Here is a 24455-nt window from a genome sequence, read left to right as displayed (position 1 = left end):
TTATCTTAACTTTTATTTTTTATAATGTAATTATAATAATTCTCGGGTTCGAGGCCTTTGGGAAAATACTCACCTAGTACGTTTTTGGCTTCTATAGGGTTTAGCTTACAGGCCTTTTTCAGGTAGTGTAAGTATTCGTCTTTTTTATTTATCAGCTTACAGCACAGCGCCATGTGCGAATATCCATCTTTCCAGTCGGTTGGTGCCGATTGGAAAAGTGTGTGGAACATCTTATAAGCTAGCTGCATATATCCGTTGTCGTAAACAGATACTGCAATTCTGAAATATACATTAGACGGCGAATTAGAATCTCGGACAGCCTCCAAGAAGAATTCTTGTGCTGCAAAAGGGTTACCGTTTTCCAGTTCAATATGCCCTTTAAGCACTGTTAGTTCGTCTTTGTTGCCTATTTCGGTGGCAATAGCCTTATCTACATGGGTTAGGGCCTCTTTCACTCTGCCTAATCTTGAGAGTGCAAAGGCCATTTCTTGGTAAATTTCTGCTAAGTTCACCGACCCCTCTACGGCCTTCTCTTCGGCTTTTTTAAGGTGCACGAGTGCCTCTTCGGGACGATCCAGGTTGATAAGGGTGATACCTATGAGCACATCTCCAGTTTCATCATCGCGATGCAAGTTATTAAATCGGTGATAATAGGTGAGTGCTTCCTCATATTCGCCTAAGCTGAACATACCATTAGCCTTGTTAAGCAGCGCTTCTTCGTCATCGGGGTTGATGGCGATTGAGTATTCACTGCTCTCGATAGAATCGCGAATGCGATTGCTTAGAAACTGAGATGAGGCCAGTTGATTCCAGTAAGGCGAGGCAAAGGGGTTTTCATCTACCAGTTTTTTAAATATCTCTTCACCCTGTTGATATTCGCCCTTGCCCATAGCTATTCGTCCTTTCACCTCTTGATAGTCGGTTGTTTGCTTGTTTTCGGCCATCGACAGCCATTGCTGTGCGCTGTCAATAAGGTCGTAGTCAAGGTAAAGGTCGGTCACATCTAATATAAAGTTGTCTCGGTCGTCATCTTCTTGCCATTCCAGTTGTTGGCGCAAAAAACTGTCGGCTTCGTCTTGTTTGTTTTCAACGAGCATTATTTCAGCTTGCAGGTAAATGCATTCAGGTTCCTCTTGGTTGTCCACTTGTTCCAGATACCATTTAGCTTTCTCGGGATTGTTTTGTTTCAACAGTTGGTATCTGCCCATAAACACTAAAGGCGCCATTGCCCCTGGGAACATCTCTACGCCTTTAAGGGCGGCATCAACGGCATCGTTTGCGCGCCCCTCTTCATAGTAGTATTCGGCAATGTCTGCGAGTGCGTCCGAGTCGAAGTAGGTAGCTAACCCCTTCTGTTGGGCTTCTTCATAGCGTTGGAGTATCTCTTGAAACTCCTCATTACTAAAATAACTGTCGTTTGTCATTTTGATTAAAAACAATCAAGAGGGGCGAACGGGGTTCGTCCCTCATGTTAAGGTGCGAGGCAGGGGCATTCAGCACAAGTCTGCCGATAGCCCTTGCCCGTGTGTGCGATGCATTAAGGAGTGCGATTGTAGTGTTTGCCCTAACTTACTTGTTTTGCTTAGCCCACGTGTCTTTCAAACCAACGGTCTTATTAAACACAGGATGTTGGGCAGACGAGTCGTTATCGGCCATGAAGTAGCCAATACGTTGGAACTGCAAGTATTCGCCAGGCTTTTTGTTTGCGGCATAATTTTCCACAAAGCAATTGGTGAACACCTTTTTCGACTCTTTGTTAAGCAGTTCCCTAAAGTCTCTTTCATCGGCCGATGGGTTCTCTACGTCAAACAGACGGTCGTAAACGCGCACTTCGGCTTTTGTGCAATGGTCGGCCGATAGCCAGTGAAGCGTGCCTTTCACCTTGCGGTTGGCGCCTTCCATACCACTTTTACTTTGTGGGTCGTATTCGGCTTGAATTTCCACAATGTTGCCTTCAGCATCTTTGGTGCAACCAGTACACTTCACGATATATGCGCTTTTGAGTCGCACTTCCTGTCCAGGTGTCATTCTGAAGAACTTCTTTGGCGCATCTTCCATAAAGTCTTCGCGTTCCATCCAGAGGTACTTCGAGAAGGTGATGTTGTGATTTCCGTCGGCAGGGTTTTCGGGATTGTTCACCGTTTCCATCTCTTCTGTTTGGCCTTCGGGATAGTTTGTAATCACCAGTTTCACGGGATTAACTACAGCAGTTACACGACAAGCGCGTTTGTTGAGGTCGTCGCGTACAGCTGCTTCAAGCAAAGCCATGTCGTTAAGGGCATCAAACTTGGTGTAACCAATTGAGTCGATGAACATGCGAATGCTCTCGGGCGAATATCCTCTACGGCGCATACCGCATAGTGTGGGCATGCGTGGGTCGTCCCAACCAGCCACTAAACCCTCGTCTACCAGCGTGTGCAACTTACGTTTGCTCATTACGGTGTTGGTGAGGTTTAGTCGGTTGAACTCTATTTGTCGTGGGCGGAAGTCGTTCATTTTGTCTTCCTCGCCGTTCATCTCTTTTAAGAAATCGATAAATTTATCGTACAATGGACGATGGGGCACAAATTCAAGCGTACAGATAGAGTGGGTTACACCTTCAAAGTAGTCGCTTTGTCCGTGTGCAAAGTCGTACATTGGATACGCATTCCATTGTGTTCCTGTGCGATGGTGAGGAGTATGGATGATGCGATACATGATGGGGTCGCGGAAATGCATGTTGGGGTTAGCCATATCAAGCTTTGCTCGCAGAACCATCGAACCCTCTGGCGTTTCGGGTAGGTTCATTTTCTCAAACAAGGAAAGACTTTCTTCCATGGGTCTATCCCTATATGGTGATGCCGTACCAGCCTTAGTGGGTGTTCCTTTTTGTTCTGCAATTTGCTCACTTGTTTGTTCGTCGATGTAGGCATGGCCGTTTTTAATCATCCATACGGCGAAATCCCACAACTTTTGGAAATATTCAGAAGCGTAATAAATGTTTTCCCATTTAAAACCCAACCAAGAAATGTCGCTTAATATGTTTTCCACATATTCGTCTTTCTCCTTACTCGGGTTGGTGTCATCGAAGCGAAGGTTGCATGTTCCGTTGAATTTCTCAGCAGCTCCGAAGTCCATGCAGATAGCTTTGGCATGGCCGATATGCAGGTATCCGTTAGGTTCTGGGGGAAAACGCGTTTGTATGCGCCCGCCATTCTTACCTTCGGCCAGGTCTTGTTCAATGATTTGTTCTACAAAACTCAGGTTTTTTTTCTCCTCATTTGAGTTTTCTATTCTTTCTGCCATTGTCTACATTATTATATTATAGTGCAAAGATACTATAAAGCAGCATAATATCAAAATTCATGTTAGCTTTATTGTTGCATTTTTAACACTATGTGTCAAAATATGTTTTCTAACATAATAAAAAGTTTGCGCGAATGAAATTCATCGTGTAACTTTGCACTCGTTATCCTGAATACAATCTTTTTGCCTTAAAAAAGCTAATACCTATTGAGATTAGATGCGCTGCACTGTGAAGTGTGGCGCATTTGTTTTATAGTTACTTACAGAGCTAAGTGTTATTTCTCTTGTTTGTTTTTATGGTTTATCTGAAAAAGAACGGCATGAAAGCAACGTTCATTTTGCTCTATTAACGCATTTTAATTGGTATTGCATGAGTAAATAATATCGAATAATTTCTTATTTCGCGTAGCTTTACAGCTTTGTTTCTGAGGTTTGGGGCGTATTAACGGGTGGGTTTATGGCGCCATTTGGGTGTTTTAAAAATAGGCGTTGTGCGTTTTCTCACCATATTATATAGGTGTTCATGTAGGTTGATTTACGCGTCTGTAATGCATCTTTCTTGTTGCATTATATCAGCTTTGTAAGGGCAATTACGATAGGGGCATTGGTGTAGTTACCAATGCCCCCTATGTGTTTTATTTAATACCTCTTTCGTTCAGTGCTTTGGTGTACTTAGCAGCGTTGGCTAAGTGTTCTGCGTAAGTTCTGGCGAAGTTGTGTGTGCCACTAAAGTCTTCTTTGGCACACATATATAGGTAATCGTGCTTTTTGAGATTAAGCACAGCTTCTATGCCTTCAACCGAAGGGATGCGTATCGGACCAGGAGGTAAGCCATTGTTGCGGTACGTGTTGTATGGGCTGTCAATGTTCAACAGTTTGTTGTATATGCGCTTGAGTGCAAATTGTTGCCACGCATATTTAATGGTAGGGTCGGCTTGAAGTGGCATACCTTTAGGATATTCGGCATTTCTCAACATCAATCTGTTGTAGTACATGCCTGCCACCATGGGTTTTTCGGCGTTGTTAGCCGTCTCTTCGTCAACGATGCTAGCAAGCGTAATCACTTGCACTGGCGATAATTTTAGTTCGTTGGCTCTAACGGTGCGGTCCACATTCCAAAAGTTTTTGCTTTCTTTCTGCATGCGGTCAAGCAGTTTGTCCACTGATATATTCCAATATACATCATAGGTGTTGGGGATGAACAAGCATTGGATGGTAGCCGTGTCGTATCCATATCGGGCACAAACTTTAGGGTCGCGTAGGGCCTGTAGCAGTTGAGTGCTGTCCATTAGCAAACGTTTGCTCACCTCTACAGATAGTCTATCCAGCGTTCTTACGCTGGGAATGGTGAGATTTACAGGTTCTTGCATGCCGTTCTTCATGTGTCTAAACACCGTGAATGCTCCTTGCCCGGGTTTTATGGCATAGCGCCCAGATTTAATGTGTTCGCCATACGAACTGTGACGGGTAAGTGTGCGAAAGCCATTAAGGGCTTGCGCCTCGCTAAGAGGTTGCAATTTAGCATACACCGAGTCGATATTGTCGTCGTTATCAATGTATACGTATTGCGTGCTGCTGCCAGATGGCAGCATGGCCGAGAAAAAATAATAATAGAATATGCCCATAATAACGAGCAAACAGATGCCCGCAGGGATGAGATATCTCTTTGCACAGTTGTGTTTCATTGTTGTTCGTATTTATTTCACTGCAAAGGTAATGATTTTAAACAACATCTGTGGCGAGCTAAGCATATTTTTATATCTTTGCACCACCTTATTACACATGCTTGTTGCGTAATAGCAACGGTTAACTATCTATTCATGCATCTTAAGGGCTATGCTTTTTTAGGATAATAATATTAAGAGATAAAGATATGATGAAGGAATATTCCACCTATATATTTGACTTAGACGGCACGTTGTTAGACACCTTAACCGACCTAGCTACGAGCTGTAATTACGCTTTGCAACAGTATGGTATGCCCCGACGCACTATTGACGAGGTGTGTATGTTTGTGGGTAATGGAGTAAAAAAACTGATGGAACGAGCCATACCCAATGGTTTAGACAACCCCCAGTTTGAAGATGTTTACCAATGTTTTAGGCAACACTACCTAGAACACGGACTAGATAACACTGCACCATATGCGGGAGTGATGCCAATGTTGGCCGAATTGAAGCGAAGAAAGAAAAACATTGCAGTGGTGAGCAATAAGTTTTATAAGGCCACGCAAGAGTTATGTCAGCACTTTTTCGGTGAGTATGTGGAGGTGGCGATAGGCGGACGAGAGGGTATCAATAAGAAACCTGCACCCGATACCGTATTAGAAGCTCTTGCACAGCTTGGTGTAACCAATGAAGGGGCTGTGTATATAGGCGATAGTGACGTAGATATTGCAACGGCCAAAAATTGCCACATGCCCTGTATAAGTGTGCTTTGGGGATTTCGTGATAAGGAGTTTTTATTGCGTTCGGGTGCAAGCACGTTTATCAGTTCCCCCGATGAACTTTTGTTTTAATTCTCGTGGAAGAGTTTGGTTACATGCGAAATGTAAAATATTTAGCATAAATTTTAACATTATGAGTGGCTTTTTTCTGGCCAACTCCTCACTCGCTCGCAAATAAACGATTCTCGCTGAGGTTTGAATCGATATAAATCAAGTTGGCTTGATGAATGTAATAAAGCTGTGTTTTCGATGAAATATACCGTGTTTCAGGTAAAATATTGGGCTATTTGCAGCAAAATGCGCGCTAAATGCAGCAAAACGCTTTGCTAACTCATGCAAAACGCAGTGCTATCTCCTACAAAACGCAATGCTAACTCATGCAAAACGCAGTGCTAACTCCTACAAAACGCAAGTCTAAATGCTGCTTATTGCAGATAACGGAGAAGCTTATCACCCCGAAAATGTTGAAAAAATGCGAAGTTTTAAGGTCGAAAATTGCTTAAAAAGGGGATTTTTACCAACAAAAAACGGTTTTTGTGACGGTGAAAAATTGTGGGGTAACGAGCAAATAGAAGGGCTAAATGGTGCAAAATGCATGTAATGCGCGCAAAAGTGTTGTAAAATAAAGCGCAAGCGGTGAAAAATAAGGGCAAAATATATGCTTTATAGCACTTGTTTTCGCTAGAATAGGTGGGAATGAAGAGTGTGTTTTGTAAAGTATTATTACTTTTGTTAACAAATAGAAGAAGAGGGATAACATGTTGACACAAACAACTCTATGGCTTACTGTTTGCTATAAACTTAGCTTTATCTTACTTAGATACTTTATGATTGTTGTTTTCAATGTCTTATTAAAGTTTAACCCACGCAGGTCGTTATATCGTTTATCGCATGTTTTATATTGTTTTTATGGCTTCCAGTTCGTCTTTGGTTTGCTAGTCGGCCTCTTGTTTGTTTTATTTTTCTTGGTCTAGTGCACCACGCTTTCAAGGATAAGATATGCAATTTTTTTATTCAATACACAAAATTCAAGCTGCTCTAACGAATGATTTGGATTTAAGACTAATGAGCGATTAGGCTGTAAATAGGAATGGGTTGAGAAAATACCTATCACAAAACTATTTAAAACAATAAAGCCATGCCAATTTCGTTGATCGAAAAGGCATGGCTTACGTTGTATTGTTGCTTTGTTTGTTGATTAGAAATAATCTACAGCTTGGGGCAGCGAATGGCTTTCACCACTTAGAATTGCCACCAAGGTTTTTTCTTTTTATAGCTTTCGGGGTTGCTTTGGGCTTTAATAGCGTTTCTTACTATCTGCTTATATGTAACGTTGTCTGTTACCATGCGATAGATTTCACCCCAGTCGGGCAGTCCACCAACATTTCTGTCGTCTATAAAGAGGTCTGCTTTAAGTTTTCTTGAGAAGTGGTTATTGTTTTCTTTTTCTTCTTCGGGATAATCACGATTTACGGCATAGAACTCCACTCCACGTTGTTTGCACCATTCTACGGCTTCATCAAGCAATTCGCCTTCCCTTACGCTCCATAAGATAAGTTTGTGTCTGTCTTTAATAAGCATCTTGAGCGTTTCGGTAGCGAAGGGAACTTCCTCGCCAATTTCTGGATAACGATGTTCTACAATGGTGCCGTCGAAATCTACTGCTATTGTCATGTGTTAGATATTTAGCGGGTTTCACCAGACTGATGCCGATGAAACCCGCGTTGTTTTTTTGTTTAATGTTTAACTGATGTGTCGTTTTCGTTGCTGTAATGGCTGTTGCTATAGTTACCATAGTTGCCGTAATTGTTGTAGCGGCCATATTTACTATAACGTCCATAGTATCCATATTTAGCGTATTTGCCATACTTTCCGTAGCCATAATAATAGCCATACTTCTTCTTCGACAAGTCGATGCCGTTAACAACAACACAGATGTTAGGCAATTTCTTTTCTGCGTTCAAGGTGTTAATCAATTCGAAGCTGTCTTTTGGCGTGTAGTCGGCACGGCATACATATATCGTGAGGTTAGAAACTCTACCCACTTGCAGCGTATCGGTAACAAGGCCCACAGGTGCAGTGTCGATAATGATGTAGTCGTAAGTGAGTTTCAACTGTTCGATGATGTCGTCAAGCGAACTTCTTGTAAGCAACTCGGCTGGGTTGGGAGGTATCGGACCAGCCATGAGCAATTCAAGATTGTTGTTAACACCCGAAGGAAGCGTTTGCGCTTGTATGTCGGCAGCAGTAATTGTCGACTTGGTTAGCAGGTTAGTGATACCATGACGATGGTCGTCTATCTCGAACAGCTCGGCCAGGCGAGGCTTACGAATGTCCAAACCAACCAAGATAACCTTCTTGCCAAGCAAAGCGAACGATACTGCAAGGTTGGCAGCGATGAACGTTTTACCTTCACCCGAGATGGTAGAGGTGAACGAAACCACCTTCTCACCTTCTTTCAGCATAAACTGAACGTTGGTACGCATCGAGCGGAATATTTCTTCCATCTGGTTGTTCTTGTTCTCGTGAACCACGATGTCGGCTTTTGTCTTAGCCGTTTCGCTTGCAACAGCCACGTCGGCGATAATGGGCAGACGGGTGAGGCGAGCCACATCTTCGTGTCCTTCAATTTTATATCTGAAGAAAGCAATGAGGAATAGCACAAGGCTGGGTATTGCCAAAGCGATGGCTGTTGCGGCTGTATAGATGTTAGCTGTGCGAGGAGCAACCTTTCCAACCACAGCAGGGTCGTCGATAAGCTTACCCTTGTCGGCAGTAGCAGCCAAGGAAATAGAGTTTTCTTCACGCTTTTGTAGTAACATCAGGTACAAACCTGCTTTTACTTCGAGCTGACGTCCGATTTGTTTCATCGTTTTTTCTTGCTCGGGAGTTTGTTGTATCATGGTGTTGTATTTACCATATTGCGAAGCCACAGCATTTCTTTGAATGTCCATGCTACGCATAGCCTGAGCCATAGCTCGGCGAATGCTGCTTGATAGGTCGTCGAGTTGCGATGTAAGTGGCGTAACAGTGGGGCTGTTTTCCGATGCACTTCTCAACAAGCGGTTACGTTCAAGTACAATTTCGTTGTACTTGTTGATGAGCGATACGGCCGATTGGTCGGTGATTCCAATGTTAGAGGGCAGCGTCTCGTATTTGTTAGCAGGTTGGTTCATATAGTCGTTGATGCTGTTAAGCAGAGCAATCTGCGTGTTAGCTTCAGCGAGTTTTTGGTCGTACTGGTCGCTATTAGAGAGCGCTTGGTTAGCACTCATTTGCAGTTCCACCATCTTGTTAGCCTTTTTATAGCTTTCTAATTGGCTTTCAGTGCTTCCCAGTTCGGTGTTAATTTTTTCCAATCTGCCATTAATAAACTCTTCAGTTCTTACAGCAACCTCGTTTTTATCTTCGTTAGCTTGTCTGTTATAGCAGATAGCCAATTGTTTAAGGTAGTCAATGGCACGTTCTGTACTTTGGTCGTTGATGGTGAGCACGGCAATAGACGTGCTTTTAGACGATTGCGCGATGCTAAGTCCAGCAGCATAGCCAGTAGCAACGTTCTTAGGTGGACTAATACGCACCGACATTTTTTCGCCATCCTTCATAGGAGTTGAAGAGTTGGGCATAAATGTAAGAACACCCGTTTGTGTACCAAGTGCAGCAGGCAGGGCTGTAAATGTTTTGTCTATGGCATATGCCTTACCAGGAGCCTCGGCATTGGTTGAGTAATATGTACCCTCCACATGGTAATTCTTGCCCTCGCGAGTGATGGTAAGCGAGATAGAATTGTTAAGCATGTCGAGATGAACGGGGTCGATATCAACAGAAATGGGCTGTGTTTTGTACATTAGTCTGTCGGTAACCTTTCCCACACTCATATAAGTGGTGTAGAGTTTAAGGTCTTTAACAGCCTGAATAGCGATAGAACTCGACTTTAAAATTTCCATTTCGTTGTCGATACCCGTAGAGTTAGACACTACGCCCAAGTTAGAGTTGTATTGCAAACTGTTTCTTCCCCTGGTGTTGTTCTCTTCCTTAATAAGCAGTTTTGCGTATGCCTGATATATAGGGGTGGTATATCGCAAGTAGATGCTAGCCAACCCAAGGCAAATAATTAACGACAAGGCAAACCATCTCCAATTCAGGATGAGCGTCATGTAAATGGTTTGAAAATTGAGAAGCGACCTTCCCGCAGGCTCTTGCTCGCTTTCCAATTGGTTGTTTTTGATATTCTCTTCCATACAATCTGATTTTTCTTATACCTATCTCTCTTATGGTTATGTTATTTTTATATTTTTCTGATGTGGTAAAACCCTTATTTCGAAATCTCGGCAATTCTCAAGAGGTATTGTCCGTATTCGTTTTTTATCATAGGTTGTGCCAAGGCAATTACTTGTTCCTTGTTAATCCATTTGTTATCCAATGCAATCTCTTCTAGGCAAGCAATCTTTTGTCCTTGTCTTTTTTCAATCACTTCGATAAAGGTACTTGCTTCGCTTAGGCTGTCGTGTGTGCCAGTGTCGAGCCAAGCAAATCCTCTTTGTAACGTTTGCACCTTAAGCGACTGTCTTGAAAGAAACTCTTGGTTTACAGTTGTTATCTCTAATTCGCCCCTTGCACTGGGTTTGATGTTCTTGGCCACCTCAACAACATTGTTGGGATAGAAATATAATCCAACAACAGCATAGTTGCTCTTTGGTTTTTGTGGTTTTTCTTCAATACTAAGGCAGTTGCCTTTATCATCAAATTCGGCCACACCATAGCGTTCGGGGTCGTTAACATAATAACCGAACACAGTTGCTTTGCCTTTGTTTGCTGCTTCAACGCTCTCTCTAAGCATGCCCGTGAAACCAGCCCCATAAAAGATGTTGTCGCCCAGAACAAGACAAACAGTGTCGTTGCCGATAAATTTTTCGCCAATGATAAACGCTTGCGCCAATCCGTCGGGACTGGGTTGCTCGGCATATTCAAACCTTACGCCCAAGTCCTTTCCATCTCCCAATAGGCGTTCGAAGCCTGGAAGGTCGTGTGGCGTTGAGATAATCAATATCTCCTTGATACCAGCAAGCATCAAAACAGATATTGGATAGTAAATCATGGGTTTGTCAAATATGGGTATCAATTGTTTACTCACCCCCTTTGTGATGGGGTAGAGTCTGGTACCTGAACCTCCTGCAAGTACAATTCCTTTCATATGCTTAAATTGTTTAACGTTTTTGGGACGATAATAACTTCCTATGCCTAATTGAATGTGTGGGATCAACGTATTGCGGACGGCCATCTGCAACTTGTTAGATATTGATGAACATGGCCTAAACGGTGATAACACGCATTAAAGAATAATCCTTTTGCTCTGCTTCTGCCATAGAGGAGTACACTTTTTTATACTCCACACCTATTAATATATGTTGCAAAGATAATAATAAAAAATGAAAGTAATCTTTTTCTTGATGTTTTTGTTGCGAATATTATGTGGTCAAAGATGATGGTTATACTTTTCAATAGTCCACTAATCTTGTTTTTCATGCATTTTCTTTATTGTTGAGTGTATTTTTACTCTTAATTTTTACTAAACCGTTTTGCTGTTCGAATTAAAATACTTAATTTTGAATTTCCAACAATCAATAAAATGAGAACAGTGAAAAATAACATACTTAAACTGATAATATTCCTCTTTCCGCTGAGCGTTTCTGCTCAGAAAATTACCGTTGGCTCGTGTGAGACAGCAGACGGAGGGCTTTATAAGGGCGAAATGGCTGGCGGAAAACCACATGGAAAGGGCAACACGCTGTATAGCAATGGTGAAACTTACGAAGGCGAATATGTAAAAGGTAAACGCCAAGGGTATGGTGTTCGAACCTTTACAGATGGTAAAAGGTATGAAGGGCAGTGGTTTCAAGATCAGCAACATGGTAACGGAACCTGCTATTATGCCAATAACAACAAATACGTTGGTCTGTGGTTTCGAGGCCATCAGCATGGACAGGGAACGATGAATTATTATAACGGTGATAAGTATCAAGGCAATTGGGCGTATGATAAACGTCAGGGAAAAGGTAGATACACGTTCTCTACAGGGGCTTATTATGATGGTAACTGGAACGATGACAAAAAGTCGGGACAGGGATTTTTTGATTGGGGCGACGGCTCTAACTACAATGGCATGTGGGTAGACAATCAACGCTCGGGCAAAGGTACTAACCGTTATGCCGATGGAGATGTATATGTGGGTAACTGGACCGATGATATCCAAAACGGGAAGGGTATCTATAAATTCCAAAATGGTGATGTTTACGAGGGCGATTACGTACAAGGCGACCGCACTGGACAAGGCATTTTTAAATACGCAAATGGCGATCGCTATACTGGACACTTCCAAGAAGGAGACAAAGACGGTAAGGGTACGTTTGTATGGAATAACGGTGACGCTTATGTTGGCGACTGGAAGAAGGACCGACAGAATGGACATGGAAAGCTAACAAAGAAAAACGGCGATGTGTTTGAAGGCAATTTTGCTAACGGACGGGTTGAAGGAGAGGTGATTATACATTATGCCGACGGTGCGCGTTTTAAAGGCTCGTACAAAGACGGGAAACGACATGGTAAAGCCATTGAGGAAGATAAAGCAGGAAATAGATTCGAAGGAACCTATGTCAATGGCATTCGCGATGGACGTTTTGTTGAAAAAGATAGAAACGGACAAGTGAAAGCCAAAGGTCATTACGAAAATGGTAAGCGCTTTAACGACTAAAACCAAACGATTGTTCCCTGAATAAATAAGCTGCAATTATAAATAAGGAGAAAAGGATATGGTGTTAGACTTGTTAGAGAATTTTGGAAAATACGTGGCACTGAACCCGTTTTTCCCTTTGGTGGAGGCGTTTATTCGGGATAATAAACTCGAACAACTTGCACCTGGTAGCTATAATATAAAAGGTGAAGACGTGTTGCTGAAAATTGAAATGGCAAACGGAAAAAGTAAAACTGAGGCTGTATTAGAAAGCCATCAGCAGATGATTGATATCCAAATACCGCTTCAGCAACCTGAAACGTTTGGCTTGGCATCACTCGCATCACTACCTTCGGCAGACTATTCTGTAGAAAAAGACTTATCGTTCTACCATAATGGTCAAGTGCAACATTACATAACATGCCCTGTAGGCGGTTTTTTGATATTCTTTCCTCAAGATGCTCACGCACCTTGCATATCACAATACACAACATTTAAAAAGGCAATATTCAAAGTACGTAACATGTAAAGGCCTTCTTTCTCACCTCTTTGCAACATTGCACTAAAACATTTTAGTGCGATTTTGTCGATGCATAGCGATGAACAATATAGCTGTAGATAACCTAGAAGGGAGATAAGAGCCAAGCTAATATAAAAGGAACAAAGGTTTAACCATCAACATGAGGCCGTACTGGCAACCGAGCGTTCATCGGATAACCCCTAAACAACAGCCTGTTTCCACCTCGGCAATCGTAAATATTAATTGTATTAACTATGTCAGCAAAAGACGCTAACCCCACAAAGAAAGCGAAAAAGCCTTCTAAAAAAACGGCAATGCCTCCACAAAATGCTCCTGCTCGCATGGGGCTGGTTAAAAACGATGTCTACCTCGAACCATACGAGGATGCTATAAGAGGTAGACATAACCATTACTTGTGGAAAATGAAACAACTAACAAGCAATGGGCGCAAGTCGCTTTCCGACTTTGCCAATGGGCACGAGTATTATGGTTTGCATAAATTGTCAAAAGGTTGGGTGTTTAGAGAATGGGCTCCCAATGCCACAGACATCTATCTTGTTGGCGATTTTAATGATTGGCAAGAGACCGAACGCTATCGTGCAAAACGTATTGAAGGTACTGGTAACTGGGAATTACGCCTTTCTGAGAAGGCTATAGCCCATGGCCAACTCTATAAAATGCATGTGCATTGGAATGGTGGAAGCGGTGAACGTATCCCTGCATGGGCTCGCCGTGTGGTGCAAGACGAACAAACCCATATCTTTTCGGCTCAAGTGTGGCAACCCGAAAAAACTTATGCGTGGTCGAAAAAGAAGTTTAAACCTAATACTTCGCCATTGCTCATTTACGAATGCCATATTGGTATGGGGCAGGATGCCGAAAAAGTGGGTACTTACACCGAATTTAAAGAACTTGTTTTGCCGCGTATCATCGAAGATGGATATAATTGCATACAGATAATGGCTATACAAGAACATCCTTATTATGGAAGTTTTGGCTATCATGTAAGTTCTTTTTTCGCTGCTTCGTCGCGCTTTGGTACGCCCGAAGATTTGAAATCGCTTATTGACGAGGCACATAAGCATGGTGTGGCTGTTATCATGGACATCGTTCATTCGCATGCCGTGAAAAATGAAGTGGAAGGGTTGGGTAATCTAGCTGGCGACCCCAATCAATTCTTCTACCCAGGAGAGCGTCACGAACACCCTGCTTGGGATTCGCTTTGCTTTGATTATGGCAAAGACGAAGTGATACATTTTCTCCTTTCTAACTGCAAATATTGGTTAGAAGAGTTCCATTTTGATGGATTCCGTTTTGATGGTGTCACTTCGATGCTTTATTATAGCCATGGCTTAGGTGAAGCATTTACCAACTACGGCGACTATTTTAACGGACATCAAGACGATAACGCCATTTGTTATCTCACGTTGGCCAACAAGCTAATTCACGAAGTAAATCCCAAGGCTATCACCATTGCCGAGGAAGTTAGCGGTATGCCTGGATTGGCTGCACGCATCGACGACGGCGGTTATGGATTTGATTACCGTATGGCAATGAATATTCCTGATTTCTGGATTAAGACCATTAAAGAATTATCTGACGAGAATTGGAAGCCTAGTTCTATCTTTTGGGAAGTAAAAAATCGCCGTTCTGATGAACGTACAATCTCGTATTGCGAAAGTCACGACCAGGCTTTAGTGGGCGATAAAACCATTGTGTTTCGTTTAATAGATGCTGATATGTATTGGCATTTCAAAAAAGGAGACGAGAACGATGTGGCTCATCGTGGCATTGCATTGCATAAGATGATAAGACTTGTTACTGCTGCGGCCATCAATGGTGGGTATCTCAACTTCATGGGTAATGAGTTTGGGCATCCAGAGTGGATAGATTTTCCTCGCGAAGGCAACGGGTGGAGTTATAAATATGCGCGTCGCCAATGGAACTTGGTAGACAATAAAGAACTAGACTACCACTATTTAGGCGATTTTGATAAGCAAATGCTCAAGGTAATTAAAAGTCAAAAAGACTTTATCAAAACACCTGTGCAAGAAATCTGGCATAATGATGGCGACCAGGTTCTGGCTTTTATGCGTGGCGACTTGATTTTTGTGTTTAATTTCAGTCCTACAACCTCGTACACAGACTATGGTTTCCTTGTTCCAACGGGAGCATATAATGTGGTGTTGAATACAGATGCCAGCGAGTTTGGTGGTAATAATCTGGCCGATGATGAGGTAACACACTTTACCAATTACGATCCGCTGTATGTAGCCGACCGCAAAGAGTGGCTCAAGCTATACATACCGGCTCGTTCGGCAGTCGTATTAAGAAAAAACTAAATGGATATTTCACTACAAAAGAATGGGGCGCTGCTCTTTAGGGCATTGTGCTCCATTCTCTTTTTTCTCTACAGCATCGCTTATACTTGCTTTTATCTGGCGCAAGAATTGGCGTTGAGGGTGCATCGTCTCACTGGGGGAGTGCCACTCTACCTTAATCGTTGGGTGGTTGGTTTGCTCATTACTGGTTCGCTTGTACTGCTTCAATTAGGCGTGTTTGTGCTTTTGGGAAGGTCGAAAAGGTTGCTTGTGGCCTCTTATGTCCCCTCGTTCCTTTTGCTTATGTTGCTATCTGCCTTTACTGGCGTTGCTCCCTTCTCAGCATTTTTACCAGGGCTGTGTGTGTCGGTAGCACTTGTAGTGGTGGCTCTTTGCCTATTGTTGTTCTGCATTAAGCGCCAACAAACCACTCACGAAGAAGAGAACATGTCTGATTACCCTTACTTGTCTATGTGGTTTATGGTCTTGTTGATGTTTGTCACTGCTTATGGTGGAGCTGTGAAGGGTATACTTCATCGACGCCTTGTGATGGAAGCGCTAATTAAAAACAGACAATATGAGAAGGCTTTGGAGGTGGGGAAACGTGATTTGGAAACCGATTCTGCACTCACTTCATTGCGTGCACTGGCCTTAGCCAGCGAGGGAGTACTGGGCGAACATCTTTTTGACTATTCATTGGTGGGTACTTCACAGGCAATGATGCCCAACGATAAGACCGTGAAATGGCTTTCGCTCAATGCGAAAACACTCGATTCGCTATTTGTTATAGTCACTCCACACGACGAATATATCACACAGGGGGCGCTAGAGAAGTGGGCCGAGGAACATAAACTCACCAAACCGGCTTACGATTATATGCTGTGTGGTTACTTGTTAGACAGACAGTTAGATAAATTTGCAGCAAGAGTGTTTCTCTATTATCCCAATAACAATGAACTTCCTAGGCATTATCGCGAGGCATTAACGCTCTATATGCACCAACGTTCTAATCCTGTAGCATATTATTCAGATAATTTGATGGAGACAGATTATCAAGATTTTCAGGATTTGGAAGGTAAATACAAAAACTTTACCGAACGTTTTAATGTTCTTCGTAGTGTTTATGGCAACACTTATTGGTTTTATTACACTTACGGCAAATAGGGTGGGGCATTGCTTTTTTACTTCAGCTGCCTTTCTATTTGCTGCATTGAGTGCAGTTAGCTTTAGATTGTAGATGTATGATATGTTAGCATACTAACATCTTTTCTGTCTTATTCTTTTAGAGTAGCGCGCCACACCTACAAGAATAAGGCAGACAATTTGAAGACTATTAAACAACTTTTGTTCAGGCTCTAATGTACTATTGAGAACTGTTTCAATTCTTTACTGTTCATTTAAAAAAGTCATGGTAAAGCTCATAGCCCTATAATGGGATGTAATGTTTTGCAAACTTAATCGTCGAACAAATTCAGTCGGTTCTTACGAGCGTCCTCAATCGACAGCAGTTTGTGTTGTTTGTCTTGATAACCAGATCTAAGACTTTCGTATTTATCGTTCAACTCGTTTACGTAAGTCTGTTCTTCGCTTTTGTTTAATAGTCTTGCTGCAGCTAATGAGTTTTGACTTGCGTCTTTCATCCAAACAACCGGACCACCATAAACGGGTGCTATCTTTAAGGCTACGTGTAGTTGACTAGTGGTTGCACCACCAATCATGATAGGAATGTTCAATCCTGCCTTCTCCATCTCTTGTGCCACGTTAATCATTTCTTCAAGCGAAGGTGTGATAAGCCCACTTAGTCCGATGATGTCTGCCTTTTCTTCAATGGCTTTTTTGATAATTTGATCGGCTGGAACCATCACGCCTAAATCTATTACCTCGTAGTTGTTGCAGGCCATAACCACGGCCACGATGTTCTTACCAATATCGTGTACATCGCCTTTCACAGTGGCAAGGATAACCTTACCAGCTTTTGTTGCTCCCACTTTTTTCTCTTTCTCGATGTAAGGTTGCAATATGGCCACGGCTTGTTTCATTGTTCGAGCCGTTTTTACCACCTGAGGAAGAAACATCTTACCAGCTCCAAATAGTTCGCCCACCTCGTTCATGCCAGCCATTAGCGGTCCTTCGATGATGTCTACAGCATGGGGATAAACCTCTAAAGCCAAGTGCAAGTCTTCGTCTAGATGGTCGCCAATGCCCTTACGTAAGGCATATTTCAGTCTTTCTGTTAGTTCTAGGTTTCTCCATTCTTCCTCTTCTTTTTTCAGCGTGCTCGTATCTCCGCCAGCTAGTCCAGCCTTTCTTTGTTCTTCCTCTTCCTTTTTCTTATTAGCCAAGTCAATTAAAGCTTCGGCTGCATTAGGTTTCAGGTTGAGAATAACGTCTTCGATAATTTCCAATTCATCGACAGGTATGTCGCTATAAGTAATTTTCGACGCAGGATTAACAATACCAAAGTCCATGCCTTCTTTGATGGCATGGTATAAGAACACGGCATGCATGGCCTCTCGAATATAGTTGTTGCCTCTAAACGAGAACGAAAGATTGCTCACTCCGCCACTGATATGAGTGCCGGGAAGGTTGTTGCGTATCCATGCAATCGAACGAATAAATTCCTGGGCATAGTTGTCGTGTTCCTCAATGCCTGTGGCGATGGCCAGGATGTTAGGGTCGAAAATGATGTCAAGGGGATTCATGCCCACCTTTTGCGTAAGGATGTGGTAAGCACGTTCGGCAATTTCAATTCTTCTTTCAAAGGTAGTGGCCTGTCCTTTCTCGTCAAAACACATCACAACGCATGCAGCACCAAAACGTTTTAAAGCCCTTGCATGTTCTATAAACTGCTCTTCGCCCTCTTTCAGCGAGATAGAGTTAACGATACATTTGCCTTGCACACATTTAAGTCCTGCCATGATTACCTCCCATTTAGAAGAGTCGATCATGATGGGCACGCGTGCTATTTCGGGTTCGGCTGCAATCATGTTGAGAAAGGTTGTCATTTCCTTTTCTGCATCAAGCAGCCCATCGTCCATATTGATGTCTAACACCAGCGCACCATCGGTAACTTGCTTGCGCGCAATGCTTATGGCTTCATCGTATTGCCCTTCCTTGATAAGTCGAAGAAACTTTTTACTACCAGCCACATTGCATCGTTCGCCTACATTAACAAAGTTAACCTCGGGTGTGACGTTTAGCATTTCCAATCCAGAGAGCCAGAGGGTGGTGGGTTTGTTTATAACAACATGTGGTTTTTTGCCTTTGGCAAGGGCCGCATAGTTAGCTATAAACTTATCGTCGGTGCCACAACATCCGCCAATGATGTTCACTAAGCCCTCGTCTATAAATTCGGCTATCTGTGGCGACATGCTTTCTGCCGTCTCATCGTATTGTCCCATCGTGTTGGGAAGTCCTGCATTGGGGTAGGCCGATATGTAATAGGGGGCTTTATTAGCCAGTTCTTTGAGGAATGGTTTCATCTGGTCGGCACCAAACGAACAGTTAAGGCCCACCGAGAAGATGGGGTAAGAGCTAATACTAGCCAAAAAGCCCTCAATTGTTTGTCCGCTAAGCGTTCGTCCAGCTAGGTCGCTCACAGTCATACTGAGCATGATTGGCAGGTCCAGACCTTGTTTTTGCATTTCGCTCACAGAGGCATCAATGGCTGCTTTGGCGTTAAGCGTGTCGAAGATTGTTTCTATCAAGATGGCGTCAACGCCTCCTTCGATGAGTGCTCCCACCTGTTCGCTGTACGCATCAAACAGTTGGTCGTAGGTTATATCACGTGCAGCGGCATCGCTCACGTCGGGACTCATCGAGCAGGTTTTGTTAGTAGGTCCAACCGAACCGCACACAAAGCGTGGCCATTCGTTGGTGCTAAACTCGTCGGCAGCTTGTCTGGCCAGTTTTGCACCTTGTAAAGCCATGGGCCGCGATAGGTGTTCAAGTTGGTAATCGGCTTGCGATATATATTGAGAAGAAAAGGTGTTGGTCTCAATAAAGTCGGCACCAGCAGCTAGATACTTGCGATGAATGTCGAGAATAAGGTCGGGACGGGTGATATTCAGCAAGTCGTTGTTGCCTTTTAGTTGACCCTCGTGTGCTGCCAATTCAACATTTCTGAAATCTTTTTCCTCCAGATTGTAGTCTTGAATCATTGTACCCAGCGCACCATCTAGAATCATGATGCGCTGTTTTATTATATCCTGAATTTTCATTGTGCTGACCTTTCCTAACCATTTGCGCCAGTTGGCGTGTTTCACTCATTCTGTGTTGGCTGTACCAAACAGCCGTTATTATTTTATCTTGTGCGACAAAGTGCCGTGTTCAGACCTTATCTGTCTAATATCTCTTTATCGCCCTGTCCATTTGTCGGCGATCTTCCTTTTCTTTCAGTGTTTGTCGCTTGTCGTATTCTTTCTTACCTCGAACCAAAGCGATATCAACTTTTGCACGTCCGTGTGGGTCGATGAATACCAATGTGGGTACAATGGTGAATCCCACCTGCTTGGTAGCCTCTTGAAGTTTGCGTATCTCACGTTTTGTGAGAAGCAATTTGCGATCGCGTTTAGCTTCGTGGTTTGAGAACGAACCGTAGAAATAGGGTGAAATATTCATTCCCTTAACCCACAGTTCGCCATTGTTGATATAGCAAAAACTGTCTACCAGCGAGGCTTTTCCCAGGCGGATAGACTTTATTTCTGTTCCTGTTAGAACGATGCCGGCCATAAAAGTTTCAACAAAGAAGTATTCAAACGAAGCCTTCTTGTTTCTTATTTGCACGGCACTTTTCTTTCTTATCGAATCTGTTTCTTTGGCCATTGTTTGTCCTTTCTTTCATCATGTGGCTTGTTTATTGGGTTATAGCCCACGCATTAGCCGTTTGTTTTAAGCTTTTTGCAAAGGTTGTGCCATCAAGTGCAACGAGAGTAGCCTCTCATGGCAGTCTTTACCCAATCTCAGCAAACTCTTCTATATGCCCGTCTATGTATTCGGCGATGGCTGCAGTCCATTCTTCTTCGTGTTCAACGAAACTATCGTCGAAGTCGTCAAACACTGGGAAGCGCTCGAAAAGTGACATAAACTCCTCGTCGGTGCAATCTTTCTCAATCTCTTCGCGATATTTTTTAAAGTTGGGATGCACCTTACTGATGAGCCTTCCCAATTCTATGATACCCCATTGTTTAACCATTTTAGCAAAGGGGTTGAGAAAAATAAACCCACCATAGCCGTTATGTATCAGCTGTATGAAGCCTCCATCCATCACCTCATCGCGCAAAATGCGATAGGCCAAAAGTGTTATTTGGCTAGCATTAAGCTGCGCCATCGTTTCGGCAGTAAGTTTTCCGCCCACCGAGGCATTGATGGCATTCACAAAGGTGTCTACAAAGGCGTCCATTCCTTCTTCTGCTGCTTGTCTTAAAGTGGCGTCGCTAACTGTTACTTTGTTGGGCATAGTTCTTTATTATAATTTATATTATTAGCCTACAAAGTTACAACAAAACCACCGAATGCCTGCATTATGAGGTGAGAATGTGTGTGTTGCTGCTTTTAAATCATGAATTTATGCGCTAGTTTTATGGCTTCTGTTGTATAACAAAGGCTTGTGTTTCTGATGTTATTAACTTGTTAAATGGCTAGATTTAACAAAGTGGCGATTTTTCTTTGATTGTTGCTTTGTGAAGAATAATATTAAGCAAGGTGTTTATTTTCTTCTTGCTTATTATATGGCTATGAACAATGTGGAGAGCATTGAGTAGGTGAGGCTGTTTATGCGTATGTTTCACTGAAAGGTGTGTTTTATTGATTGTGCATAACACCCATAGACTAATTCTGCGGTAGCATATCGAAGGTGCGTTTACCCTTGACATAGTATTGCCATAATATCGAAAAGTGGCTATTGGGATTATCGGTGTTAATCGTTTTTGTGTTTTGAATCTCTCCACGAGTTGCGTCAAAGCTGTGTTTCCAAGCATTAAAGTCGTGGCGCGCCTTAAGAATGGCTTTGAAGTCTCCCCAGTTCCTGTTTAGAATAAGCGTTTGCAAGGCGGCCACATAATCAAGAACCAAACGCCATGTCATAACCTTACGCATCTGTGAAGAGGCAAGGTTCTTATAAAGCATGGTGAGATTGTTGCGAAAATTAAGATAAGTTTTCATGGGATTTACCTTTGGCAACGTGCCACCACCCACATGAAACACTGCACTTTCGGGTATGCAGTATATTTTTTTGCCCATAAGCCTAAGACGCCAACAAAGGTCTATCTCCTCGTTATGAGCAAAAAATCTTGCGTCAAGACCTCCTGCGGCCCAGTAGTCTTTGGCTCTTACCACTAGGCAAGCACCTGTTGCCCAGTGTATCTCTTGTCGGTAATTATATTGTCCGTTGTCTTTCTCCACGTGGTCGAATATTCTTCCTCGACAATAGGGGTATCCCAAGCAGTCGATAAAGCCGCCCGAGGCACCTGCATATTCAAAGGATTCCTTATCGTGCATGGCTAAAAGTTTGGGTTGACAGGCTGCTGTTGAGGGGTGAGCATCCATTTCTTCTATCAATGGGGTTAACCATTGATGAGTTACTTCAACGTCTGAATTGAGCAACACATAATATTCGGCTTCAACTTGGGCCAAAGCTTTGTTGTACCCCTCGGCAAAACCCCAGTTCTTTTCTAGCACAATGGTGCGGCAATGTGGGAAATGTTGGGCAAGATAGTCAAGCGAATTATCTGTCGAGGCATTGTCGGCAACGTAAACCACGGCATCATTATTCGAGTGTCGCATAACGGATGGCAGATATTGAGCTAACATTTTTTGCCCGTTCCAGTTGAGAATAACGATTGCAATCTTGTCCATGAGTCTCTTCTTATGTTGAATGTATTATATTAATTCTACCTTAACGGCCGTCTTGTTGTGGTTAAATTGGGTAAGTTTAACGGGCAACACCTGATTGTCAAACTCTTCTTTGGCTAGTGATGCGGGCAATTCTACACGCACATAGTTGGGGGTGAAGCCATGCATAGCTCTACCTTTGGCCGATTTTTCGAAGAGAACTTCGCTTTGTGTGCCTATCTGGGAGGCGTAGAAAGCTTCCAACTTTTCGTCAGATAGCTCCAAAAGTAGCTTGCTTCGACGACGTTTCTCGGCATCGCTAACCACATGGGGAATGCGAAGGGCAGCCGTTCCAGGGCGTTCGCTGTAAGGAAAGACATGAAGTTGACTAATATCTAATGATTTCAAGAAGTTATAACATTCGTCGAAATAGGCCTCTTCTTCGCCGCGCGATCCCACCATTACGTCTACACCGATAAAGGCATTGGGTATGCGTTCCTTGATGCGTTGCACCTTATGGGCAAACAATGCGGTGTCGTATCGGCGATGCATTAGTTTTAAAACCTCATCGCTTCCACTCTGCAAGGGTATGTGGAAGTGGGGCATGAAAGCTCTGCTAGACGCACAATAGTCGATAAGCTCGTCGGTAAGAAGGTTGGGTTCAATGCTGCTGATGCGAAAACGTTGTATGCCTTCAACTTCATCGAGTGCTTTAACCAGATGAATAAATCGCTCATCGCCCTCGCCTTTAAACTCTCCCACATTCACACCAGTGAGCACAATCTCTTTTCCACCCTCGTTGGCAGCATCTTGTGCCTGCTTAATTAGCGACGCAATAGAGGGATTACGCGAAAAACCACGGGCAAAGGGGATGGTGCAATAGGTGCAGAAGTAGTCGCAACCATCTTGCACTTTAAGGAAATAGCGGGTTCTATTACCGCGACTACAGCTTGGTGCAAAGGTCTTAATATCTTTGGTTTTTACCGAGAAATGGCGGTGCAAAGTATCTCCGCGTTGACCGTCGGCCCATGCATCATTGAGATATTGAATAAGGTTGGCTTTTTCGTTGCTACCTAAAACGAGGTCAACACCTTCAATAGCGCTAACCTTTTCAGACTCAAGTTGGGCGTAGCATCCTGTTACAACCACAAAGGCACCAGGATTTTGGCGCACCATGCGGTGAATAATTTGCCGGCATTTGTGGTCGGCCACTTCTGTAACCGAGCATGTATTAATCAGACAAATGTCGGCGGGCTCACCCTCATTGGCCGTTCTAACGCCCATGTCTTGGAGCATTTGACCAAAGGTAGAGGTCTCCGAGAAGTTTAATTTGCAACCTAAGGTGTAGTAAGCAGCCGTTTTTCCTTGAAAAGCAGAACTGTCTATCATATTATATAAGTGAGAGAATGCTCCCCGAAGAGCTTTCTCTACAATATTATTGAACTAGTGTTAATGAATAAAGATATACCACAGAAGCGGGTATGGCCATGAGTGAAGAATCGAAACGGTCGAGCATTCCGCCATGGCCAGGCAGGATGTTGCCGCTGTCTTTAATTCCTATTGTGCGCTTGAAGAGCGACTCAACCAGGTCGCCCCATGTGCCAAACACCACTACAACAAGTCCTAAACCCAACCATTGTGGGATAGAAAGGTTGATTGGTGCATCTGATTGGGTTTCAAGATAACCGATTAAGGCTGCAACAAGCAGCACAAGGATACCCCCGCCGATACTTCCTTCCCAGCTTTTTGCGGGCGAAATACGTGGGAAAAGTTTATGTTTGCCAAAGAGCGACCCCGAACAATAGGCGCCTGTGTCGTTGGTCCAAAGGAAGATAAACACACTAAGAGGGAGCAGGTAATAAAAATAGGTCTCGTTGCCTGCTTGCCTAAAGGCCAGTACATTTATCATAGATAGGGGCAAAGCAATGTACATCTGCCCAAACATCGTGTAGGCCCAGTTATTTATTGGGTCGTTTGCTTTGGTGTAAAGTTCACTGATAAAGAGATAAACAATGGTGAGAAGGTAAGGCACAAAAACGGCATTGGTGCCAATAAAACCACTATTTACTCCAGCTACAGCCAAGAAAAAGTAGGTTCCAGCCACGGTCGAAATAAAGCGATTAACGCTGGTGCCTTTGTTTTCGTTAACTAGACCTGCATATTCCCAAAGGGTTAGCGACGTGATGAGTGCGAAAACAAACACCATAGCTAAGGGACGTAAGAAGCAAGTAACCATGATGGCTACGAAAAGAACGCCTGTGATAGTGCGCGTTATTAAATTCTTAATCTTGGGAGTCATTGTCTTTTCTTTTTTCGCAGTTA

At 43.2% G+C, this 24455-nt stretch carries 18 protein-coding genes; 6 read left to right on the top strand and 12 right to left on the bottom strand.

The window, feature by feature from the left end; genetic code table 11:
* Nucleotides 1–5: 5 nt before the first annotated feature.
* The 3 genes from QME03_RS10335 to mltG all read right to left on the bottom strand — a co-directional run bounded on the left by QME03_RS10335 (nt 6) and on the right by mltG (nt 4970).
* A complete protein-coding gene (locus tag QME03_RS10335) occupies nt 6–1424 on the bottom strand; it encodes a tetratricopeptide repeat protein (RefSeq protein WP_281724301.1) in 1419 nt (472 codons plus the stop codon).
* A gap of 145 nt (nt 1425–1569) precedes the next feature.
* Nucleotides 1570–3285, bottom strand: a complete 1716-nt coding sequence (locus QME03_RS10330) for a glutamine--tRNA ligase/YqeY domain fusion protein (protein WP_274947096.1) — start codon at nt 3283–3285, stop codon at nt 1570–1572.
* A gap of 635 nt (nt 3286–3920) precedes the next feature.
* Nucleotides 3921–4970 (bottom strand): endolytic transglycosylase MltG, encoded by a 1050-nt coding sequence (mltG, locus tag QME03_RS10325; RefSeq protein WP_281724300.1) that lies wholly within the window; start codon nt 4968–4970, stop codon nt 3921–3923.
* A 188-nt stretch (nt 4971–5158) separates the two neighbouring features.
* Between mltG and QME03_RS10320 the strand changes: the two genes are divergently transcribed.
* Together QME03_RS10320 and QME03_RS10315 are read left to right on the top strand one after the other, a co-directional pair.
* A complete protein-coding gene (locus QME03_RS10320; RefSeq protein ID WP_281724299.1) occupies nt 5159–5803 on the top strand; it encodes an HAD family hydrolase in 645 nt (214 codons plus the stop codon).
* A gap of 346 nt (nt 5804–6149) precedes the next feature.
* The gene (locus QME03_RS10315) at nt 6150–6332 is read left to right on the top strand and encodes a hypothetical protein (protein WP_273262336.1); all 183 of its coding nucleotides are present in this window, start codon (nt 6150–6152) and stop codon (nt 6330–6332) included.
* 641 nt (nt 6333–6973) lie between these two features.
* Here the strand turns inward: QME03_RS10315 and QME03_RS10310 are convergent.
* The 3 genes from QME03_RS10310 to rfbA all read right to left on the bottom strand — a co-directional run bounded on the left by QME03_RS10310 (nt 6974) and on the right by rfbA (nt 10925).
* The gene (locus QME03_RS10310) at nt 6974–7405 is read right to left on the bottom strand and encodes a BT0820 family HAD-type phosphatase (RefSeq protein ID WP_025815203.1); all 432 of its coding nucleotides are present in this window, start codon (nt 7403–7405) and stop codon (nt 6974–6976) included.
* A 62-nt stretch (nt 7406–7467) separates the two neighbouring features.
* Nucleotides 7468–9972, bottom strand: a complete 2505-nt coding sequence (locus QME03_RS10305; RefSeq protein WP_273116447.1) for a GumC family protein — start codon at nt 9970–9972, stop codon at nt 7468–7470.
* Between the two features lie 74 nt (nt 9973–10046).
* Complete coding sequence (gene rfbA, locus QME03_RS10300; RefSeq protein ID WP_273116445.1) at nt 10047–10925, bottom strand: glucose-1-phosphate thymidylyltransferase RfbA; 879 nt, start codon at nt 10923–10925, stop codon at nt 10047–10049.
* A 435-nt stretch (nt 10926–11360) separates the two neighbouring features.
* Here rfbA and QME03_RS10295 point away from each other — a divergent pair, with 435 nt between their 5' ends.
* The 4 genes from QME03_RS10295 to QME03_RS10280 all read left to right on the top strand — a co-directional run bounded on the left by QME03_RS10295 (nt 11361) and on the right by QME03_RS10280 (nt 16466).
* A complete protein-coding gene (locus tag QME03_RS10295) occupies nt 11361–12482 on the top strand; it encodes an MORN repeat-containing protein (RefSeq protein WP_110369914.1) in 1122 nt (373 codons plus the stop codon).
* 58 nt (nt 12483–12540) lie between these two features.
* A complete protein-coding gene (locus QME03_RS10290) occupies nt 12541–12990 on the top strand; it encodes a NanQ anomerase/TabA/YiaL family protein (RefSeq protein ID WP_273146430.1) in 450 nt (149 codons plus the stop codon).
* Between the two features lie 245 nt (nt 12991–13235).
* A complete protein-coding gene (locus tag QME03_RS10285) occupies nt 13236–15323 on the top strand; it encodes an alpha amylase C-terminal domain-containing protein (protein WP_410521771.1) in 2088 nt (695 codons plus the stop codon).
* The gene (locus QME03_RS10280) at nt 15324–16466 is read left to right on the top strand and encodes a DUF6057 family protein (RefSeq protein WP_281724298.1); all 1143 of its coding nucleotides are present in this window, start codon (nt 15324–15326) and stop codon (nt 16464–16466) included.
* A 290-nt stretch (nt 16467–16756) separates the two neighbouring features.
* Here the strand turns inward: QME03_RS10280 and metH are convergent, their stop codons facing one another.
* The 6 genes from metH to QME03_RS10250 all read right to left on the bottom strand — a co-directional run bounded on the left by metH (nt 16757) and on the right by QME03_RS10250 (nt 24432).
* Complete coding sequence (gene metH, locus QME03_RS10275) at nt 16757–19522, bottom strand: methionine synthase (protein WP_281724297.1); 2766 nt, start codon at nt 19520–19522, stop codon at nt 16757–16759.
* A 124-nt stretch (nt 19523–19646) separates the two neighbouring features.
* On the bottom strand, nt 19647–20126 hold the full coding sequence (gene smpB, locus QME03_RS10270) for an SsrA-binding protein SmpB (RefSeq protein ID WP_273115115.1): 480 nt from the start codon (nt 20124–20126) through the stop codon (nt 19647–19649).
* Nucleotides 20127–20253: 127 nt separating this feature from the next.
* Nucleotides 20254–20760 carry a DMP19 family protein gene (locus QME03_RS10265; protein WP_110369917.1) on the bottom strand — a complete coding sequence of 169 codons (507 nt, stop codon included), beginning with the start codon at nt 20758–20760 and terminating at the stop codon, nt 20254–20256.
* Nucleotides 20761–21131: 371 nt separating this feature from the next.
* Nucleotides 21132–22157, bottom strand: a complete 1026-nt coding sequence (locus QME03_RS10260; RefSeq protein ID WP_025815199.1) for a glycosyltransferase family 2 protein — start codon at nt 22155–22157, stop codon at nt 21132–21134.
* Between the two features lie 24 nt (nt 22158–22181).
* Nucleotides 22182–23522, bottom strand: coding sequence for a tRNA (N(6)-L-threonylcarbamoyladenosine(37)-C(2))-methylthiotransferase MtaB (gene mtaB, locus QME03_RS10255; RefSeq protein WP_110369918.1), 1341 nt, complete (start codon nt 23520–23522; stop codon nt 22182–22184).
* A gap of 46 nt (nt 23523–23568) precedes the next feature.
* On the bottom strand, nt 23569–24432 hold the full coding sequence (locus QME03_RS10250) for a phosphatidate cytidylyltransferase (RefSeq protein ID WP_025815198.1): 864 nt from the start codon (nt 24430–24432) through the stop codon (nt 23569–23571).
* Nucleotides 24433–24455 lie beyond the last annotated feature (23 nt).

The organism is Hoylesella shahii (genome assembly GCF_937990675.1).
Taxonomy (GTDB): domain Bacteria; phylum Bacteroidota; class Bacteroidia; order Bacteroidales; family Bacteroidaceae; genus Prevotella; species Prevotella shahii.
Note: the sequence above shows the minus strand (reverse complement) of the source record. Positions and strands in the feature narration are given on the sequence as shown.

What these genes read in the sequence shown, in the direction of transcription:
- QME03_RS10335 (WP_281724301.1), bottom strand. Translation starts at nt 1,424, where the DNA reads ATGACAAACGACAGTTATTTTAGTAATGAGGAGTTTCAAGAGATACTC.
- QME03_RS10330 (WP_274947096.1), bottom strand. Translation starts at nt 3,285, where the DNA reads ATGGCAGAAAGAATAGAAAACTCAAATGAGGAGAAAAAAAACCTGAGT.
- mltG (WP_281724300.1), bottom strand. Translation starts at nt 4,970, where the DNA reads ATGAAACACAACTGTGCAAAGAGATATCTCATCCCTGCGGGCATCTGT.
- QME03_RS10320 (WP_281724299.1), top strand. Translation starts at nt 5,159, where the DNA reads ATGATGAAGGAATATTCCACCTATATATTTGACTTAGACGGCACGTTG.
- QME03_RS10315 (WP_273262336.1), top strand. Translation starts at nt 6,150, where the DNA reads ATGCTGCTTATTGCAGATAACGGAGAAGCTTATCACCCCGAAAATGTT.
- QME03_RS10310 (WP_025815203.1), bottom strand. Translation starts at nt 7,405, where the DNA reads ATGACAATAGCAGTAGATTTCGACGGCACCATTGTAGAACATCGTTAT.
- QME03_RS10305 (WP_273116447.1), bottom strand. Translation starts at nt 9,972, where the DNA reads ATGGAAGAGAATATCAAAAACAACCAATTGGAAAGCGAGCAAGAGCCT.
- rfbA (WP_273116445.1), bottom strand. Translation starts at nt 10,925, where the DNA reads ATGAAAGGAATTGTACTTGCAGGAGGTTCAGGTACCAGACTCTACCCC.
- QME03_RS10295 (WP_110369914.1), top strand. Translation starts at nt 11,361, where the DNA reads ATGAGAACAGTGAAAAATAACATACTTAAACTGATAATATTCCTCTTT.
- QME03_RS10290 (WP_273146430.1), top strand. Translation starts at nt 12,541, where the DNA reads ATGGTGTTAGACTTGTTAGAGAATTTTGGAAAATACGTGGCACTGAAC.
- QME03_RS10285 (WP_410521771.1), top strand. Translation starts at nt 13,236, where the DNA reads ATGTCAGCAAAAGACGCTAACCCCACAAAGAAAGCGAAAAAGCCTTCT.
- QME03_RS10280 (WP_281724298.1), top strand. Translation starts at nt 15,324, where the DNA reads ATGGATATTTCACTACAAAAGAATGGGGCGCTGCTCTTTAGGGCATTG.
- metH (WP_281724297.1), bottom strand. Translation starts at nt 19,522, where the DNA reads ATGAAAATTCAGGATATAATAAAACAGCGCATCATGATTCTAGATGGT.
- smpB (WP_273115115.1), bottom strand. Translation starts at nt 20,126, where the DNA reads ATGGCCAAAGAAACAGATTCGATAAGAAAGAAAAGTGCCGTGCAAATA.
- QME03_RS10265 (WP_110369917.1), bottom strand. Translation starts at nt 20,760, where the DNA reads ATGCCCAACAAAGTAACAGTTAGCGACGCCACTTTAAGACAAGCAGCA.
- QME03_RS10260 (WP_025815199.1), bottom strand. Translation starts at nt 22,157, where the DNA reads ATGGACAAGATTGCAATCGTTATTCTCAACTGGAACGGGCAAAAAATG.
- mtaB (WP_110369918.1), bottom strand. Translation starts at nt 23,522, where the DNA reads ATGATAGACAGTTCTGCTTTTCAAGGAAAAACGGCTGCTTACTACACC.
- QME03_RS10250 (WP_025815198.1), bottom strand. Translation starts at nt 24,432, where the DNA reads ATGACTCCCAAGATTAAGAATTTAATAACGCGCACTATCACAGGCGTT.